This window comes from Bacillus sp. B2-WWTP-C-10-Post-4 (assembly GCF_009183805.1).
Classification (GTDB): domain Bacteria; phylum Bacillota; class Bacilli; order Bacillales; family Bacillaceae_G; genus Bacillus_A; species Bacillus_A cereus.
Genome location: NZ_WEII01000080.1, coordinates 1 through 18,636 on the forward strand (window position 1 = coordinate 1; position 18,636 = coordinate 18,636).

Sequence of the window (18,636 nt, forward strand, 5' to 3'; positions counted from 1 at the left end):
CTCCTGTTGGACCCGTTGCCCCTGTTATTCCTGTCGCTCCCGTTGGACCTGTGTCGCCTGTTACTCCTGTCGCCCCCGTTGGGCCTGTTGCTCCTGTTGCCCCCGTTGGGCCTGTTGCTCCTGTTGCCCCCGTTGGGCCTGTTGCTCCTGTTGCCCCCGTCGGACCGGTTGGACCAACTTTAGGAACTGTCCCATCGCAACTAAAACAGCATGAATCAACATGTACACCATTTTGATTATTACACCCACAATATCCATTTACGTTATTGCTCCATGAAGACATGTTGATCACTTCCTTTACATTCGATCTTTTTAGCGCAATCACCGACTTAAAAAACACCTATCTAAATAACAAAGAAATACTTTGCCTAGTCGGGGATAAAACACAGATTTCCTCCATACATTCTAGTAATTATTACATGCGATTCACTCTCCTTTTGCTTGTACTTTCGCCTTATCTCCACAGACTATTAACAATACACATTACACTATCGTACACAGCCACTTTCCCATTTAAACTTTCCACATTCGCCAATATTTTTAGTAAAGAGGCTTATTCTTCATAAATAGCGACTACAATATATAAAAATCCGTATAATTCGTTATTTTTCGTCAAAATTTTAAAAATATATTGACACTTAAAATACCCTCATAGTATGATTTGGGTGTTGTAATTGATAACCATTTTCACTTATGGTACTAGTTACAAAAAACACTTAATTTGGGGGCAGAAGATGAAGAAAATTCTCGGTATTTTCATAGTAGTTCTTCTATTCGCTGTTGGATGCGGACAGCAAAAAGAGGAGAAAAAAAAAACAAAAGCGGACAATAAAAATCAAGCTATAACAATTAAACACGCTGAAGGGGAAACGAAGTTAGATAAACCAGCGAAAAAAGTAGTTGTACTTGAGTGGGTATATTCAGAAGACTTATTAGCACTTGGTGTTCAGCCAGTAGGGATGGCAGACATTAAGAATTATAATAAATGGGTAAATACAAAAACAAAACCGAGTAAAGATGTTGTAGATGTAGGGACACGTCAACAACCAAACTTAGAAGAAATTAGCCGTTTAAAACCAGACTTAATTATCACAGCTTCATTCCGTGGTAAAGCAATTAAAAATGAATTAGAGCAAATTGCACCAACAGTTATGTTTGATCCATCAACAAGTAATAACGATCACTTTGCTGAAATGACAGAAACATTTAAACAAATTGCAAAAGCAGTTGGAAAAGAAGAAGAAGGTAAAAAAGTATTAGCTGATATGGATAAAGCATTCGCTGATGCAAAAGCAAAAATTGAGAAAGCAGACTTAAAAGATAAAAACATAGCAATGGCACAAGCATTTACTGCTAAAAACGTACCAACATTCCGTATCTTAACTGACAATTCTTTAGCTTTACAAGTTACAAAAAAATTAGGTTTAACAAATACTTTTGAAGCAGGAAAATCTGAGCCAGATGGTTTCAAACAAACAACTGTAGAATCATTACAAAGTGTACAAGATTCAAACTTCATTTACATTGTAGCGGATGAAGATAACATTTTTGACACGCAACTAAAAGGCAACCCTGCTTGGGAAGAATTAAAGTTCAAAAAAGAAAACAAAATGTATAAATTAAAAGGCGATACTTGGATTTTCGGTGGTCCTGAGTCTGCAACATCTTTAGCAACACAAGTAGCAGATGTAATGACAGCGAAGAAGTGATTACACGATGAATAGCTTACAACACACACTTCGAGCAAGTCTTGTATTCGGAGGAGGAGCAGCTCTCTTGCTCCTCCTTTTCTTTATTCATATCGGACAAGGTCAAGCAAACATTTCCTATAGTATGATTATTGATGCTCTTATCTCACCGAACCAATCGCTAGAACATCAAACTTTAATCATGCTTCGATTACCTAGAGCTGTAATTGCCATTTTAGCTGGAGGCGCTCTTGCTGCATCAGGGGTTATTTTACAAACGTTAACGAAAAATCCACTTGCTGAATCCAGTACAATGGGTATTCACTCTGGCGCATATTTCTTTCTAGTAGCGGCTACAATTTTCTTACCGAAAGGTTTACAAATTAATTCTCTTCTGTTCACATTTATCGGCGGTGCTATTACTGCTTTATTTGTATACCGTATTTCTGGTGGAAAAAAGGGAACCCCACTTAGAATGGCATTAGCTGGTATGGTCGTTACATTAATGCTCTCTGCCTTTACCGGAACGATGCAGCTTTTCTATGAAAATGAAACAGCTGGTTTATTTTTATGGGGAGCTGGCTCTCTTATTCAAAATAACTGGGATGGCGTTCAATTTGCTTTTCCATTTATCATTATTTCTTTCCTAGTTTTACTATTTATGTCTCGTAAACTCAACATTCTCTTACTTGGTGATGATGTTGCTGTTTCTCTTGGTGAAAAAACAGCAGTAACACGTCTTATCGCCTTCATTGCTGCAATCTTTTTAACAGCAGTAATTGTTACTGTTGTTGGACCAATTGGATTTGTCGGCTTAGTTGCGCCTCATTTAATGCGCCTTATCGGATACCGTCAACACTTTACTCTTCTTCTCTCTTCTTTCTTATGGGGGGCAGTATTATTACTTGGAGCAGATGTTGTCGGTAAATTAATAGATCCAACCGGTGCAGAACTTCCTGTTGGGGCAGTCACAGCAATGATTGGATCTCCTTGGCTTATTTACTTAGTGTACCGAATGATGAAGTCGAAACAATATATGAATGATAACGGTGCGAATGCAGCTGGAGCTAGTTCCCGCTATTACTCTTATAAAAAGGTAATCATTATATCTATCACACTTTGTATTGTGACGATTGCTCTTGGTGTTACAATCGGTAGTAACGCTTATATCGAAAGTATTACAAATGTTATATCAGGTCAATTAACACTATTTGACAAAAACATGATGATGAATCTTCGTTTACCAAGAATGCTCGTTGCTGCTATTGCTGGCGCATGCCTTGCAATAAGTGGGCTTGTTTTCCAAGGTATATTACGAAATCCACTTGCCGATCCTTCTATTATTGGTATTTCATCGGGAGCTGGTGTTGGTGCTTTAACTATTATGTATGTCTTTCCTGCACTTCCTGGTTTCTTTCTACCAATTGGTGCATTTATCGGCGGACTACTTGCAGTAGGAATTGTCCTCTTCTTTTCATGGAAATCAGGATTTAGCCCAACAGCCCTTGCTTTAATAGGAATTGGTATTTCTGCACTTGGCTCGGCAATTATTCAAATCTTTATCGTTAGAGCCAATTTGAATGTTGCCGCTGCTTTAACATGGTTATCTGGCAGTACGTATGCAAGAGGATGGAATCACTTAGAAAATATCATTCTATATCCATCTCTAATTCTTGTATTCATTATCTTTTTCTTAATAAAACAACTTGACGTTCTCGTACTTGGAGACGATTTAGCAACTGGACTTGGGCAACCAGTAAATAAAACACGTCTTGCTCTGATTGTGCTAGCGACACTACTTGCATCAGTAAATATCGCTGCTGTCGGTACAATTGCCTTTTTAGGCCTTGTCGCACCTCACTTAGCAAGAATTATTGTTGGTATGAATCATCAAAGACTATTCGTTTGTTCAGCACTATTTGGAGCAATCCTTCTTTCTGTTGCTGACTTACTTGGACGTACAATCGCATATCCGAAAGAAATTCCTTCTGGTCTTGTCGTTGCTGTACTTGGAGCACCTTATTTCTTATGGTTGATGAGGAAGAGTGGGAAGAAAGTTAATTAAAAAGGAGGCTTCATATATGTGAAGCCGTCTTTTCCTATTATGGCATAAAATTAACATAGGCTTTGTACATAATATATATAACAAGTAAATACATGATTATATTGAACACACTTCGTTTTAAAGTTAACTTTCTCTTTAATTTCTTATCTTGTAATCTCAATTCTATTCCATTCGCTATTTTCAACCTACCTACTATTTGAAATAACTCTCTGTAATCATCAGCATTTCCCAATAATACGTATTCGTTATCATTTTTATACTTTATATGCAGAAACTCACTTCCACCTTTACGGTCTAATATTGTTTTCATATAAGCTACTTCATTCAATACACATACTTTTAAATCAACTTCATTATAATAACGATCCATAAAAAACATATACAACCGTTTATTTGTAACGATTAACACATTATTAATACCGAAGTTCATTGCAAGAACGCCTATCCCTAATGTCATTGCTGTGCCTGTCTGCCAATTTTTCACACGATGATTTTCGGCAAGCATACTATATAAAATCTCTTCGCTTCCCTGTAACTCTTCTTGTACAACCTCATAACAACGTTTCATTAAAATTGTTTTTGTTACAACTTCTTTTGTACGATCTATTTTCTTTTTATCTATTTTCTCATCATTTCTATAATCATCTACACAATTATCGCTATACTGTAAGTTATTTAATTCCTGAAGTAACTTTTCTTTATTCATTCCTTTTCCCCCCCAGCAGCTTCTTCAATTTCTTTCTCCCTCTTGAAAGCCTACTATATACCGTATCTCGTGTCATACCGAATTCAAGCGCTATTTCTTGTACGCTATATTCATCTAAATACCTTTTTATAAAAATTTTCTTATCTTCTTCATTCAATTCTTTAATTAAAACGTAAAAATTATAATCTCGCTCTTCTTTTGTTAAATTGACATTTTTTCTATCTTCATATATTTCTTGCTGAAACTCTTGTAATTGATAAGACTTATTACTTTTTCGTTTATAATCGATGGCCTTAAACCTAGCGACAGATATAAGCCAGTTTCTAAACTTCCCACGATTTTCATCATAACTACTAATGTTGTACCAAACGATTAATAAAATATCGTCAACACATTCATCCACTAACACCTTACTCTGTGCAGTATCTAAAATACTATGAACTACCTTATAAATTAAATCTCCATATCGATCAATTACTGTATGTAATGCTAACATATCTTGTTTCCGAAGACCTTCTACTATTTCTATATCCTTCACCCTTATCACCACTCTTTATCCTATTCTTTATTCATTATATATACGAATGAGCACATTCGTTTCCTGACACTTTTACAAATATTTTCTAATTGTTTTCATATTGTAGCAATGCTTAATTAATTATTTCTTGTGGAACAGGGATTATATTATCTCTCACGAATTTAATCTATGAACAAAAATAGGAGGGATAACTATGTACCAAACTATTGAAGGCTTCTTGCAATCATGGACATACGAAGCAGAGTCTACTGAGAAAATGCTTGATTCATTAACCGATGCATCTTTATCACAGGAAATTGCACCTGAACATTGGACGTTAGGTAGAGTTGCTTGGCATATCGTGACGGCAATTCCTGTTATACTATCTGGCACAGGGCTAAAGTTTGAAGGAGAAACGAAAGATTATCCTGTTCCAACTTCTGCAAAAACAATTGCAGATGAATACCGTAAAGTAAACGCGGCTTTTGTTGAAACACTTCAAAGTAAATGGACTGATAAAGACTTAGCTACTATTAATGACTTCTTTGGTCGCCCTATGCCGAATTCTATATTTCTAATGACACTCATTAATCATCAAAATCACCACCGCGGACAAATGACGGTTTTAATGCGACAAGCTGGCTTAACAGTTCCTGGCGTATATGGCCCCGCAAAAGAAGAATGGGCTGCGGCTGGAATGGAAGCTCCTAAAATGTAACGACAAAAAAGACAAGATGTTTACATATCTTGTCTTTTTCTGTAACTTGTTTCATGTGAAACTATTTTTTCTTAATGGTTGTTTTATGGAAAAGATAGGTTAAAATGAATACATATTACGAAGAGGAGTAACCAAATTGAATACAAAAAATAAAAAAATAGCTATGGGAACTATTTTACTAACTTCTATTATTGGAGTTATTAGTGTATCTCTTTATTTCACCTATTATGGTACCCCTTGGGGAAAACAAGTAGCAATTACGGACTCAAAAGAGTATATTACAAAATATTTTAATCTAGATGCAGAAGTCAAAAATACTTCTTACGATGCTAAAATGAATAGCTATGCAATCTCCTTTGAAACAAGTACCGACGGCGAGTTTACTATCGAATATAAAAGTCCTAATAACTTTAACATTTCTCCAGAAGTGCAAAAGTATTTAAGCACACACTCTAAATTTACAGAGTAGTAACGAAGCGTACATATACAAAAAAGAGTTGGTGTAACGCCAACTCTTTTTCACATATTCTTATCATACAGTTATATCTTCCTTCTCTATATTTTTAATGCCGTAATACGCAATTACAACTCCAATTGCTGCGAGTGCTAGTTGAAGGGGAAGAAAAGTTGCTGTAGAAAACTCTGGGTTGCCATTCATTGCAATTGTGACAACGATAAGAGATGAAACAATTGTAGTTGGCACGGAACGTTTACGCATTCCGAAGTATAATGGGATTAAACTCATCCCCGCAGTTGCAATGGCTAAAGGAACTAGTTTTATTCCTTCTTGCATCAATTGATCTACTGTAAATGAATTAGGAAGAATTGAAAAATAGCTATCTATACCAAAGAAAACTCCTACTACTAAAATGTTAGATACAATAACTGTTATAAATGTTACTATTGCTGCAATAGCCAACTTACTAGCCATCATTTTCTTCCGATTAATAGGGTAAGAAAACATAAGTAGTATTGTTTTATTTTTATATTCACCAATTATTAGCCTTGCGATTAATACACTACCAAAAACAATAAACGTTGCTCTTACTATTGTGCTAGCCATTAACAATATCGTCTCTGGATTCCTTATTTCTGCATCACCTTCTACTTGAGCAATGATGCTCACAAAGATCATTAATGCCAGTATAACAATATTTGCAATAATTGCTCTCTTCACGTACCAACCAAGCTTAAACTTTTTCAATTCTAGCTTCATTAAATGTAGCATGATAGTGTCCTCCTTCCTCCTAAGATTTAATCAATATAAATGACTCCTGTTTCACTTAAAATCTTCGCTTCATTTTTTGCATCACCAATCGTTCCTACTTTTATTTTTTCTGTATTTTTATCTTTCTTAAGTCCTTTTAAATCTACTATTACGTCAGCCGAATTACTTTTAGCCATAAGCTTCAATGATGCCGGGACACCTTTATACCGTACGCCAATATCCCCTGATTTTGTTTCTATAAATAATGATTTTCCTTCTGTCATATCTTTCAGCAATACTTCCCCAGATGTTGAAGTGATGTTCATATTTGAGTTACTTACATTTGTTATATAGTTATCACCAGTCGTAGACTTTATATTTAATTCTTGTACTGAACTACCTTTTAAAACTAACTCTCCACTTTGCGATATGAATTCACCTTTCTCGGCTGATAGTCCTACAATCATTTCATCTCCAGACTTGCCTTTTGTCATGATATTTTTTACTACTATATCTCTTATTTTCACATCACCCGATTTATTATTTAATACAATTTTATCTATTTCTTTCTTCGGAATAGCTATAGATATACTATTTTTCTTCCTAAACGTGAAACCATTAAAAAATCTGTTCATCTTTTGTTTTTGTTTAATCACAATTTTATTTTCATCATTTTCTATTTTGACAGGATCTATCTCTTTATCTACTTGTTCACCTTGAGCGGAAATTACTATTTTATTAGCGTCTGTACTTTTAAATTCAAGATTCCAGTTTTCATTATCTACTTCTATTTCTTTTATATTATTTATCTCAAAAGACTTTTCTTTCTTAAAACCTTCCCCCTGAAACACCTTAAAACCAAAAACCGCACTAGCAATTGTAATGAATAATATTGCAATTACTATTATCTTTTTCACCATTCATACCCCAGTTCGTTGTTGTTTTAAGCTTGCTTCACACCACATCAATCTTATCGATTTTACGAAACGATAAATAACTAATGAAGATCCCTAATAAACAGAGCACGATTGGGATAGCTATAAAATCAAACATACTTACTTGATCGTTTCCAGGACCAACGTTACCACTAATCAGCATACCAATTATTACTGCCGAAGTAATCGTTGTCGGTGTCGATTTCTTTCTCATTCCAAAAAATAAAGGAATTAAACTTATACCAGATATCATAAATGCACTTATAAAAGTATCTGGAACGATAGCTATTATTTCACCCATCGTAGCTGGCGTTTCAATCAGTCCCATCATGGGACTCACAAAATATACGAGTAAACTAATAATAAAAGTAGCGATAATGGTACTCACAAAACAAAAACAAAAAACAATTGTTAATTTCGCCCTCATTAGCATTTTCCTTTGCAGCGGGTACATAAACGATAATTGCATCGTTTTGTTCTTATACTCATCAATTACTAAACGTGATAAAATGACCGAACTAAAAATAATGAATGTTATCCTAATAAAAATATTTGCTGCAGCCATGTTCTGTGTGAAGTCAGAGAAGAGCATGTTTTCCTCGGCTTTCATTCCCAATGCCATAAGGCTTACTGCAGCGAAAATTGCTATAATACAAATTGCTACACTTTTAAAGTAACGAGATAATTTATGTTTCTTCCATTCGAGCTTCATTAATTTAAACATATAAATTACGCCTCCATTCTTTATATACCTGTCTCTACGCTGCTAACATTCTAATTCCAGCAGTAACGAAGCTTAACATTCCTATCACTAGTACAATGAACAACCATTTCCGCTCTGGTTTTCTATAATATAAAATTCCACTTATTAGCATTACGATAAATCCACTTATCAGGTTCAGCCATAGTCCATTAAGCATGAATACCTTCTCCATCCATTACATTTAAGAAATATTCTTCTAAGGAACTATGTTTCTTATTAATACTTTCAATTTCCACATCGTTCATAATAAGTGCTTTTGAAATGGCCTGCTGAGACGCTAACGTATCATACACACGAATCATGGTTCCACTCATTATTTTGTAGTTTTTTATACCAAGTTTATCTTCTAAAATATAAGCTGCACGTTTCACATCAGGAACAGTGATTTCAATGTACTCTGTTTGTTTTCCGTTAATACTCTTCATTGAAACTTCTTTTATTAGTTTTCCATTTTGAATCACACCAATTGTATCGGCCATTAGTTCCATTTCACCTAAAATATGACTAGAAACTAATAATGTAATGCCATATTCTTTGCAGAGCATTTTAAATAAGTCTCGTAACTCTTTAATACCAATTGGATCTAAACCGTTAATTGGTTCATCTAAAATGAGCAATTCTGGCTTTGTCACGATTGCTCTTGCAATACCGAGTCGTTGTTTCATTCCTAATGAAAAATCTTTTACTTTTTTATTATCTACCCCTTGTAGTTTCACTAAATGTAAAGCATGGTCAATTGCATTTTTATCGTAGTAGCCCATGTATTCACAATGTAGGTCTAAGTTTTCTTTCGCCGTTAATTTATCATAAAAGATTGGGTATTCAATAATTGTCCCCATTCTTTTTAATACTTCATAAGATGTATCTGTTAATTTCTCACCGAAGATTTCAATATCACCACTCGTCGGTTTTATTAAATTTGTAATCATTTTCATAATCGTTGTTTTACCAGCACCGTTTGGTCCTAAAAAACCGTAAATTTCTCCTTTTTTCACATGCATGTTAACACCGGAAATAACTTCTTTCCCTTTAAACACTTTCGTTAACTGGTTTGTTTTTAATATATATGTCATGTTACTTTCCCCTTTCGCAATACTCTATATTTCTATAATAGACAACGGAAATCTCTTTTTTCTTACCCGTTTCTTACAAATTCCTTACGCTGAAAAAAAGCTTGTAGAATCTACTGCTCTACAAGCTAAAACTGTATCTTTGTTAATGCAATTGTAAAAATTGTTTTTTCATACGGTTTACTAGAAAGATGAATTTTTCCGTCCATCGCTTCCACAAGCCGTTTCGTAATCGTTAATCCTAGACCGCTTCCTTGGTACAATCTATTTCTTGAATCTTCAAGTGTGTACATACGTTCAAACACTTTATCAATATGAGATTCATCAATCCCTTTTCCTTTATCCCATACATCTATATACACGCCCGTGTCATCATCTCTTAACGTCATACCGAGTGCCTTTCCATCGTCTCCATATGTAATTGCATTTGATATTAAATTATTCAATACCCTACCTAATACTTCTACATTTCCAAGTGCATATATATTTCTTTCTGGTATATCAATATGAACCTGAAAACCTTTCGTCGTCACTAAATCATAAAATGATAAAATCTTCTCGCGGCAAACTTCATTCATATTTACTTTTTTCATTTCAATTGCTTTGTCACCAGATTCTAATTTCGCTAAATCAAAAAACTTATGAATTAATTCCATCACTTCTAGTGTTTTCGTATGCACTTTCTCAAGTAATATTTGTTGTTCTTCTTTATTTATCGTTTTATCCTTATTTAACATTTCTGTATATCCAAGAATAACTGTTAGTGGTGTTTTCAAGTCATGCGAAATATTTGAAAGCATTTTTCTCATCGAAATTTCTACTTTTGCATGATCTGCATTCGTTTTCTGTTTTGCATCTAATAATTGATTAATTGCCACTAATAATTTTTGCAATTCTAGATCATCTGTCATAACGAGTAACGTCTCGCCTGTTTTTTCATTTACAATACTTTCTAACTTTTCATATGTGTATCGTAAATTTTTACTACTATTTTTTCTCATTTTATATTGCATATAAATAACACATAACAATATAAAAATAATACCTATTAACAAATTGATCATATTACATCACTTCCAGCTTATAGCCGATGCCCCATAGCGTTTTAATATATTCTGGATTAGATGGATCACTTTCGATTTTCTCACGCAATCTTCTCATATGAACATTAATAACGTTATCGTCACCGTAATACTCTTCATTCCAAACTAACGTATATATTTGCGCTTTCGTAAATACACGATTTTGGTTCTTTACAAATAGCTTTAAAATCTCAAATTCTTTTAAAGTAAGTTTGAGAGGCTTCCCGTTTTTTTCTACAGTAAAATTAATTGGATCAATTGTTAAATCACCAATTTGAATCATTTTTTCTATTGTTTCTGTAGCCGAGTATTTCGTAGACCTCCGAATACCTGCTTTTACACGTGCAGCCAATTCAATCATAGAAAATGGCTTACAAATGTAATCATCTGCTCCAAGTCCTAATCCAACAGCTTTATCAACATCTGTATCTTTTGCCGACATCATTAAAATCGGAACTGCACTTTTTTCTCGAATGATTCGTACAACCTCTAAGCCATCTAGCTTTGGCATCATAATGTCAAGGATAATCAAATCAAATGAACCTTTTAAATATGTGTTCACGCCTTCTTCTCCATCAGACGCAATCGTAACTTGAAAGCCTTCCTTTATTAAATACTTTTCCACCATCTCTTGAATTGAGATATCATCTTCAACTAATAAAATATGATGTGACATATGTCTATCCCCTTTTTACAAACGTTAACAATCCAATTGTATCGTAACTACTACAGACTGGAAACAATTATATGAATTTTCAAACCAACTTCCCTTCCTTCCTTAACAATGATATGATGAAATTCACTACGATTGTTCATAATTAACTTTATATAAAGGAGACTTATCATGTCAGAAAACAAAAAAGTAAGCTTAGCTGATTTAATGCGTGAACAACTTGCTAAGAAAAAGCAAGGAAATGGAAATGGTCAAAATGCAAAAAATCAAAGCCAAGAAACAAAAAAATTACAAAACCAACAAACAAAGAAAACAAACAACCAACGTAGACGTACAGGTGTATAAATGAACGGACAAAAACGTTCTGATATCGCCCCCGGTCTTGAAGTTGATATTGTATTAAAACAAGATCAACGAACAGGCAAATTAACACGTGGAATTGTAAAAGATATTTTAACAAACTCCCCTTCCCATCCGCATGGCATTAAAGTGCGATTGCAGGACGGGCAAGTCGGTAGAGTACAAAATATCGTTCAATAAGAAAAGGAGCTCAAGTAAACTCGAGCTCCTTTTCTTTATTAACCTTTAATTTTCTCGATGAAAACTACTTTTAAGTAGTCTCCTTCTTTAAATTGATCAATGGTACGGAAATCTTCTGGTAAAGAATGTTCTTCTAATATTTTATATTTGCCATTCATTTCTTTAAAGGCTGTATCGATAAAGCCTTTAAACTTTTTCATATCGAATGCGCTACAGTTTGTAGAAGCAACGATAATACCGTTATTTTCTGTAATAGCAATTGTTTCTTTTAATAAATTTTTATAATCTTTTGCTGCACTAAATGTATATTTTTTTGAGCGTGCAAAGCTTGGAGGATCAAGTACGACCATATCAAATTTCATTTTTTTCTTCGCTGCATATTTGAAGTAAAGAAATACATCTTCTACAATAATATCTTGCGCTTCATAATCAACTTCATTTACACTAAACTGCTCAATCGTTTTACTTAAACTACGATTTGCAAGGTCAACACTCGTCGTTTTACTCGCTCCGCCAAGAGCTGCAAATACAGAGAAAGCACCTGTATAAGAGAACATATTTAACACTGTTCTTCCTTTTGCATATTTATCACGAATTTGTTTTCGAACGTTACGTTGATCTAAAAATACCCCAACCATTGCCCCATCATTTAAATAAACCGCAAAGTTTACACCGTTCTCTTTTACGATAAGTGGGAACTCGCCGCGCTCTCCTGCTACGAAATCATCCCCCTCAATATATTTCCCTTTCGTATCAAAACGCTTTTTCTCATAAATACCTTTAAAGTTTGCTACTTTTTGAAGAGCGGCTATAATCTCGTCTCTGAAAGTGTAAATCCCTTCACTATACCAACTTACTACGTAGTAGCCATCATAATAATCGATAATTAGTCCTCCAAGACCATCACCTTCACCGTTTAGGGCGCGGAATGCTGTCGTATCACTTGATTTGTAAAATTGCTTTCGTTTATGTAAGGCAGATTTGATTTTACTTTCAAAGAAAGATTGATTAATTTGTTCACTCTCTTTTCTCGTTAAAATCCAGCCGTATCCTTTATTTTGTTTTCCATAATAGCCTTTTCCGATAAATTGGTTCTTCTCATCTACTACTTTAATGATTGTTCCTTCTTCACGAACATCATTTAAATTTTGAATCGCATCTTTTAAAATAAGCGGATATCCACTTTTAATTTCTTTTATAAATTTCGGTTTTATTTTTACAGTTACTTCTGATCGCATATAATAACTTCCTTTCCATTTGCATGCTTTCTCTACAGGAAGCATTTAAAAAACGAGACTGAAAAAACAGCCTCGTTTCACTATACCATATTATTGCTTTGCTAGTACAACTCGCTCATTCTCTCGCTTAACTGCCACATATTTACTACATTTTGAACTGGAAATCTTACTGTCCAATATAATATAAAAAACTTTTATATTTCACATTTAGCATTGACAATGATAATGATTTTCATTATCATTTAATGTATATGAGTTCTCGAAAATAAAGGCTATATTTATAGGAGGAATAAACATGATTATCGTTACAAATACAGCTAAAATTACAAAGGGAAATGGACATAAATTAATTGAGCGTTTTAATAAAGTAGGTAAAGTTGAAACGATGCCAGGCTTTTTAGGTCTAGAAGTTCTTTTAACGCAAAATACAGTTGATTATGAGGAAGTTACAATTAGCACTCGCTGGAATGCAAAAGAAGATTTCCAAGGTTGGACAAAGAGCGCTGCATTTAAAGATGCTCACTCACATCAAGGCGGAATGCCAGAATATATTCTTGATAATAAAATTGCTTACTATGATGTAAAAGTTGTACGTATGCCAATGGCTGCAGCACAGTAAAAACAGTCCTTTTTTAAAGTATAGAATATGAGAAGCGTTATCTATCACTTCTCATATTCTATACTTTTTTCTTTAATTTCTTTTTATTAATTTTGCGTGTACAACTAGCCTTCCAGCCTCTGGATCAAGCGCATAGTCACAAGTAGAAAGTGTTACGATTTCATCATTAGCCGTCAATTCCGTATCCGTTTTGTACAGTGATTTTTCTTGAATTTCCTTTAAGAACGATGTATATGCTGCATCATTTTCAAAATCCGTTTCAATGTAATAAAAGTCCGTTGTTGTCGTGTATACTGAAAAAACTTCCACGTCGTATCCTTCAAATAATGTATCGTAATATAATTTACGATGAGACATAAAAAAGTCTTCATCCAACATCTTTTTTAAACTACCAAACATAGAACCGTCTTTCATACGATGGCCATATAAAATCGTATTTCGATTTTGAGATTTCACATTATTACGATGGTCCATAAAAATGCTTCCCGCTCTCATATCTTCACCTTTATAATTACGAAATAAATAGTAATCATTATCTTTTGCTTGAACGATTGGATAATTAATTTGTGTATCATCCATCGTAATCCATCCGACTATCTCTGGATTAATTTTCTGGAGATCCTGAAACTGTTTACGTACCTCTCCATCTTCTGATTTTTCTTCCATTGGACTTCTTTTATAAATATGTTGTGCCTCAGCCATTACTTTACGATTTTCATAATAATCCATGAAAATCCCGCCCAACTCGTACATTGAATAGAAAAAGATTCCTAAAAACACAATTGTAAGTATGCGTTGAAAAAAAGAATTCTTTTTCCGTCCTTTCTTACTATTCAAATTATCACCTCAAAACGGATTATGCTCAGCCTTTAGATTCCCATAGGTACCATGTACAATCCGGTATCTTCATCCTGCTTTACAATGACATCTACACCATATATTGCTTTAACCATTTCTTCTGTTATTACATCATTAGGATTACCTTTCGTAATGATTTCTCCATCTTTCATAACGATAATATGGTCGCTATAACGAATGGCTTGATTAATATCATGTAATACCATTACAATCGTTAGTCCATGCACTTCATTTAACTCTTTCACTAACTCTAATATTTCTAGCTGATAGTAAATATCTAAATATGTGGTCGGCTCATCTAAGAAGAGCATTGGTGTATTTTGAGCTAATGTCATTGCGATCCAAACTCGCTGCCTCTCTCCACCAGATAAAGCATAAATTGGCTTATCACGCTTACTTTGTAAATTCGTACATACTAGCGCACGCTCAATCGCTTCTCTATCTTCATCTGTTTGCGGAGAGAATATATTTTTATATGGCATACGCCCGAAGCTTATTAGCTTTTCCACTGTAATATCTGCTGGAGCCTCATTTTGTTGATGGACAACCGCTAGTTTTCTAGCAAACTCTTTCGGTTTATATTCACTAATCGCTTTCCCATCAAGTATTACTTCTCCACTGCTAGGAGCGTGGTTTCTAGACATGACACTAAGTAATGTTGATTTCCCACATCCATTCGGTCCAATGATTGTTGTAATTTTCCCAATTTCTATTTCACTACTAACAGACTTTAATCGATTTGTTACGTTATCGTATGAAAAGGTTACATTTTTAATTTCCATGAACTTTATCACTCTTTCTAAGCAAGAATATTAAGAATGGACCACCAATAACCGCCATAATTGTTGCTGCTGGAATTTCGTTAGGTGGCACAATTAACCTTCCAATCGTATCTGCCGTCAAAATTAATAACGCCCCTGCAAGAGCAGAAAATGGAATTAATACTTTATGGTCTGAACCGACTAATTGTCTTGAAATATGCGGAACTAGTAATCCTACAAAAGCAATAACACCTGCAAGCGCTGTTGATACTGCCGCTAAGAGTACTGCAATGGCAGAAATAATAAGACGAACTCTCGTCACGTGCAAGCCTAAGTTTTTCGCAGTCTTATCTTGTAGCGATAATAAGTTACACCAAGCTCCTACGAACAGAGCAAGAATAAGACCAATCGTTCCATAAGTCACCATTATTTCTACATCGCCCCACGTCTTCATTGTTATGTTAGAAGTCGTCGTTTGCTTAATACTCTTAATAAAATATCCACAAATCGTAACGAATGATTCATTTAATCCAGTAAACATTGCATTAATGGCAATACCAATTAAAATAATGCGAAGCGGGCTTAATCCTGATTTCCATGAAAACGAATAAACGAGATAACATGCAAGCGCACCACCTAAAAAGGCGAATACGGGTGTCCAGAAAAAGAATTGCGGGAACAACGTAATAATAACGAGTGTCATAAAACTTGCTCCTGAAGATATACCGATTACCCCAGCATCAGCGAGTGGATTTTTCATAACAGCTTGAAAAAGCACACCTGAAACAGCGAGAGCCGCTCCAGTGAACAACGCAATAATAATACGCGGAAAACGTAAATCTTTAATGACTTCAACATCTTCATTTCCACCTGTAAATATCCCTTGTACAAGTTCAACAATACCTACTTCTAAACTACCTTTCATCGCTGACAATGATGTCATAACAATAAGCAATGCAGTAACAATGAGGAAACTCCAAGTTTTTTTATTCATTCTACTCTTCCTTTATATTAAAATGCATCACGGATACATCATTTTTTTCAATTCATCTAATGCTTCAATTGCTGCTAAATTACCTGTCGTTCCAAATAAACGCTCTTCTAAATCGTAAACACGGTTATTTTTAACCGCAGCAAAGTGTTTCCAAATATCATTTGTTTTAAATTCTTTATCAAACATTTTTACAACTTCATCAGGCATACCATGAGCTGCTCGTAAAATAATATCTGGATCAGCTTTCTTTAAATACTCTGTATTAGAAGCTAAATATTCTACTTGTTCACCTTGCACAATATTTTTACCACCTAGTTGTTTCACTAAATCTCCAATATAAGAATGCTCTGTTGCTACTAAATAACTTCCTGGCACACCTAATAAAATAAGCACTGTCGGTTCTTTCTTTCCTTTTACTTCTTTTTGAATGCTAGCAACCTTTTTATCTAATTTAGTTACTACTGCTTCGGCCTGTTTTTCACGCCCATATTTCTTACCTAAATCGCTAATAGAACTTTGCATATTTTTCAAACTCGTTAAATCTAAAAAGTTTGCTTTCATACCCACACCATCAAAAACTGGCTTTAATTCATATTCAAGTGTTGTCACAGATAACACTTCTGAAGGCTTTAATGACTTTACCTTTTCCATATCTGGACTCATTGGATTCCCAACTTCAGGTAAACCTTTATATCGCTTCGGTAAAGTTTTAGAACTTGTTGGAACGCCGACTAAATCTACTTCTAACGCATCCATAATTTCAGTAACAGCCACTGTTGTTGCAACGACGCGCTCTTTACTTTCACTCTTTACCTGCTTTGCTGATTCTTTTTTTGGTGATGAGCACCCGGCTATACTCATTAACAAAATGATAGCCATTAGTACACTTGCAATTTTCTTCACTCTCAATCACCACTCCTTTCCATACAATATGAAACAAGTCTTGATGCACGCGAACATGCATCAAGACTCCAAAAATTACAATCTACCTGCTCTATATTTACGAACTAGTAAAGCAAGTGAACCTAGCAGTAACACCATGTATAAACCAAGTTGTGCTGTATCTGCAGTTTTTGAGTTTTTCTCTTTTTTCGAATCATTTTTTGTATCTTCTTTTTTCTTGTGACCATCTGCATTTCGATTAAAATCAGGAGTACCTAATGTTTTTACATTATCTACTTTCGGTGTAGTCACTGGATTTTTCGGTTCATTTTTCGGTTCCTCTTTAATAGTTCCTAACGCACCGATATTATTTGTATCAAATTGAATTTGTACATTGTAGAAATGATGGTAGTTCATCTCATCGATGTCTACCTTTACTTTTGCGTTTAATTTTTTAAATAGATCTTCTACTTCAAACTGTACTACTCGCGTATTTGCATTTTTATCTTCGCTTACTACTTTTGCATCAGCGAATAGTTCATTGTTTTCCGCTTGGAATTTCGTAATCCACGCACTATTTTTCAGCGTCATCTCAATATATTTTTTACCATCTTTTACGATTAATTTCGCTGGATTTACAACATAGTCATGCATCTTTGAAATCTCATCTGTTTTATCTTTTAATACTTTAAATGTAATATCATATTGGCCATCTACTAAATTTTTCGAATCAACTATTACTCTCGGTTTATTATTTTCATCTTGGTTGTCGTTTCCACCTTGGTTGTCGTTTCCACCTTGGTTGTCGTTTCCGCCTTGGCTATCTAACGGCTTAATGCTACCTTTATCAAATGCAAATTGAATATCGTAAAAATGGTGATAATTCATTGAATCGATATCTACTTTTACTTTTGCATTTAACTTTTTTGATAAATCTGGTACTTCTACTTCCACTACGCGTGTATCAGCTTTTTTATCTTCACTTATTACATGTGCATCAACAAACGAACCATTTTTCTCAAATTCAAATTTTGTAATCCAAGAACTGTTCGTTAACGTAAATGATACATACTTCTTACCATCTTTTACTTTTAGCACACCTGGACTTTTTGTATATGTGTTCATCATTGAAATTTCGTCTGTTTGATCTTTTAATGCTTTGAAATTGATGCTGTATTCACCATCTTTAATTGTTTCAGCATCTGGTTTTTCTGCTTCCGGTTTTTCTGCTTCTGGTTTTTCTACTTCCGGTTTTTCTGCTTCCGGTTTTTCTGCTTCCGGTTTTTCTGCTTCTGGTTTTTCTGCTTCTGGTTTTTCTAC

The 18,636-nt window shown here is 34.3% G+C and carries 22 protein-coding genes and 1 pseudogene; 7 read left to right on the forward strand and 16 right to left on the reverse strand.

From position 1 onward, the window contains the following. Positions 1–283, reverse strand: a pseudogene (locus tag GBN78_RS22645) (collagen-like protein); the annotation flags it as partial. A gap of 451 nt (positions 284–734) precedes the next feature. Between GBN78_RS22645 and GBN78_RS22655 the strand changes: the two are divergent. Further along, a complete protein-coding gene (locus tag GBN78_RS22655) occupies positions 735–1,709 on the forward strand; it encodes an ABC transporter substrate-binding protein (RefSeq protein ID WP_152127725.1) in 975 nt (324 codons plus the stop codon). A 7-nt stretch (positions 1,710–1,716) separates the two neighbouring features. Beyond that, on the forward strand, positions 1,717–3,753 hold the full coding sequence (gene fhuB / locus GBN78_RS22660) for a Fe(3+)-hydroxamate ABC transporter permease FhuB (protein ID WP_001087096.1): 2,037 nt from the start codon (positions 1,717–1,719) through the stop codon (positions 3,751–3,753). A 37-nt stretch (positions 3,754–3,790) separates the two neighbouring features. Here fhuB and GBN78_RS22665 read toward each other — a convergent pair whose 3' ends face one another. Both GBN78_RS22665 and GBN78_RS22670 read right to left on the reverse strand, forming a co-directional pair. Next, entirely contained in the window at positions 3,791–4,459 is a 669-nt protein-coding gene (locus tag GBN78_RS22665) for a hypothetical protein (protein WP_001031128.1), read from the reverse strand. Next, positions 4,452–4,955 (reverse strand): sigma-70 family RNA polymerase sigma factor, encoded by a 504-nt coding sequence (locus GBN78_RS22670; RefSeq protein WP_153600451.1) that lies wholly within the window; start codon positions 4,953–4,955, stop codon positions 4,452–4,454. The genes GBN78_RS22665 and GBN78_RS22670 overlap by 8 nt, the downstream gene beginning before the upstream one ends. 235 nt (positions 4,956–5,190) lie before the next feature. On the opposite strand from GBN78_RS22670, the gene GBN78_RS22675 reads away from it, so the two are divergent. Further along, entirely contained in the window at positions 5,191–5,694 is a 504-nt protein-coding gene (locus tag GBN78_RS22675) for a DinB family protein (protein ID WP_000284965.1), read from the forward strand. Between the two features lie 136 nt (positions 5,695–5,830). After that, the gene (locus GBN78_RS22680) at positions 5,831–6,163 is read left to right on the forward strand and encodes a YfjL-like protein (RefSeq protein WP_001093297.1); all 333 of its coding nucleotides are present in this window, start codon (positions 5,831–5,833) and stop codon (positions 6,161–6,163) included. Between the two features lie 63 nt (positions 6,164–6,226). On the opposite strand, the gene GBN78_RS22685 is transcribed toward GBN78_RS22680, so the two are convergent. The 7 genes from GBN78_RS22685 to GBN78_RS22710 all read right to left on the reverse strand — a co-directional run bounded on the left by GBN78_RS22685 (position 6,227) and on the right by GBN78_RS22710 (position 11,427). After that, positions 6,227–6,922, reverse strand: coding sequence for an ABC transporter permease (locus GBN78_RS22685; RefSeq protein ID WP_000902924.1), 696 nt, complete (start codon positions 6,920–6,922; stop codon positions 6,227–6,229). Between the two features lie 26 nt (positions 6,923–6,948). Further along, positions 6,949–7,821, reverse strand: coding sequence for a DUF4097 family beta strand repeat-containing protein (locus GBN78_RS22690; protein WP_000239288.1), 873 nt, complete (start codon positions 7,819–7,821; stop codon positions 6,949–6,951). 34 nt (positions 7,822–7,855) lie between these two features. Next, positions 7,856–8,560 carry an ABC transporter permease gene (locus tag GBN78_RS22695; protein WP_000475530.1) on the reverse strand — a complete coding sequence of 235 codons (705 nt, stop codon included), beginning with the start codon at positions 8,558–8,560 and terminating at the stop codon, positions 7,856–7,858. Between the two features lie 34 nt (positions 8,561–8,594). Further along, positions 8,595–8,756 carry a hypothetical protein gene (locus tag GBN78_RS30360; RefSeq protein ID WP_000931810.1) on the reverse strand — a complete coding sequence of 54 codons (162 nt, stop codon included), beginning with the start codon at positions 8,754–8,756 and terminating at the stop codon, positions 8,595–8,597. Next, positions 8,749–9,672 carry an ABC transporter ATP-binding protein gene (locus tag GBN78_RS22700; RefSeq protein WP_000221066.1) on the reverse strand — a complete coding sequence of 308 codons (924 nt, stop codon included), beginning with the start codon at positions 9,670–9,672 and terminating at the stop codon, positions 8,749–8,751. The genes GBN78_RS30360 and GBN78_RS22700 overlap by 8 nt, the downstream gene beginning before the upstream one ends. Before the next feature lie 125 nt (positions 9,673–9,797). Further along, positions 9,798–10,733, reverse strand: coding sequence for a HAMP domain-containing histidine kinase (locus GBN78_RS22705; protein ID WP_000609138.1), 936 nt, complete (start codon positions 10,731–10,733; stop codon positions 9,798–9,800). A 1-nt stretch (position 10,734) separates the two neighbouring features. Then, positions 10,735–11,427: a response regulator transcription factor gene (locus GBN78_RS22710; RefSeq protein ID WP_000018029.1), complete on the reverse strand. Its 693-nt coding sequence runs from the start codon at positions 11,425–11,427 to the stop codon at positions 10,735–10,737. A 168-nt stretch (positions 11,428–11,595) separates the two neighbouring features. Between GBN78_RS22710 and GBN78_RS30365 the strand changes: the two genes are divergently transcribed. Together GBN78_RS30365 and GBN78_RS22715 are read left to right on the forward strand one after the other, a co-directional pair. Then, positions 11,596–11,769 (forward strand): hypothetical protein, encoded by a 174-nt coding sequence (locus GBN78_RS30365; RefSeq protein ID WP_001293578.1) that lies wholly within the window; start codon positions 11,596–11,598, stop codon positions 11,767–11,769. Continuing rightward, positions 11,770–11,964 carry a YwbE family protein gene (locus GBN78_RS22715; RefSeq protein ID WP_001014305.1) on the forward strand — a complete coding sequence of 65 codons (195 nt, stop codon included), beginning with the start codon at positions 11,770–11,772 and terminating at the stop codon, positions 11,962–11,964. A gap of 38 nt (positions 11,965–12,002) precedes the next feature. Here the strand turns inward: GBN78_RS22715 and GBN78_RS22720 are convergent, their stop codons facing one another. Beyond that, positions 12,003–13,202 carry a class I SAM-dependent rRNA methyltransferase gene (locus GBN78_RS22720; RefSeq protein ID WP_001255970.1) on the reverse strand — a complete coding sequence of 400 codons (1,200 nt, stop codon included), beginning with the start codon at positions 13,200–13,202 and terminating at the stop codon, positions 12,003–12,005. Positions 13,203–13,497: 295 nt separating this feature from the next. On the opposite strand from GBN78_RS22720, the gene isdG reads away from it, so the two are divergent. Then, the gene (gene isdG / locus GBN78_RS22725) at positions 13,498–13,821 is read left to right on the forward strand and encodes a heme oxygenase (protein ID WP_152127726.1); all 324 of its coding nucleotides are present in this window, start codon (positions 13,498–13,500) and stop codon (positions 13,819–13,821) included. Positions 13,822–13,893: 72 nt separating this feature from the next. Here isdG and srtB read toward each other — a convergent pair whose 3' ends face one another. From srtB to GBN78_RS22750, 5 genes are all read right to left on the reverse strand, one after another. Beyond that, complete coding sequence (srtB, locus tag GBN78_RS22730; protein WP_152127727.1) at positions 13,894–14,658, reverse strand: class B sortase; 765 nt, start codon at positions 14,656–14,658, stop codon at positions 13,894–13,896. Between the two features lie 32 nt (positions 14,659–14,690). Then, complete coding sequence (locus GBN78_RS22735) at positions 14,691–15,461, reverse strand: ABC transporter ATP-binding protein (protein WP_000403761.1); 771 nt, start codon at positions 15,459–15,461, stop codon at positions 14,691–14,693. Further along, a complete protein-coding gene (locus GBN78_RS22740) occupies positions 15,451–16,434 on the reverse strand; it encodes a FecCD family ABC transporter permease (RefSeq protein ID WP_001036849.1) in 984 nt (327 codons plus the stop codon). Before GBN78_RS22740 ends, GBN78_RS22735 begins: the two co-directional genes overlap by 11 nt. A gap of 27 nt (positions 16,435–16,461) precedes the next feature. Then, a complete protein-coding gene (gene isdE / locus GBN78_RS22745) occupies positions 16,462–17,343 on the reverse strand; it encodes a heme ABC transporter substrate-binding protein IsdE (RefSeq protein ID WP_002098036.1) in 882 nt (293 codons plus the stop codon). A gap of 69 nt (positions 17,344–17,412) precedes the next feature. Then, positions 17,413–18,636: NEAT domain-containing protein (locus GBN78_RS22750; RefSeq protein ID WP_152127728.1), on the reverse strand; the 1,224-nt coding region annotated here is incomplete at its 5' end.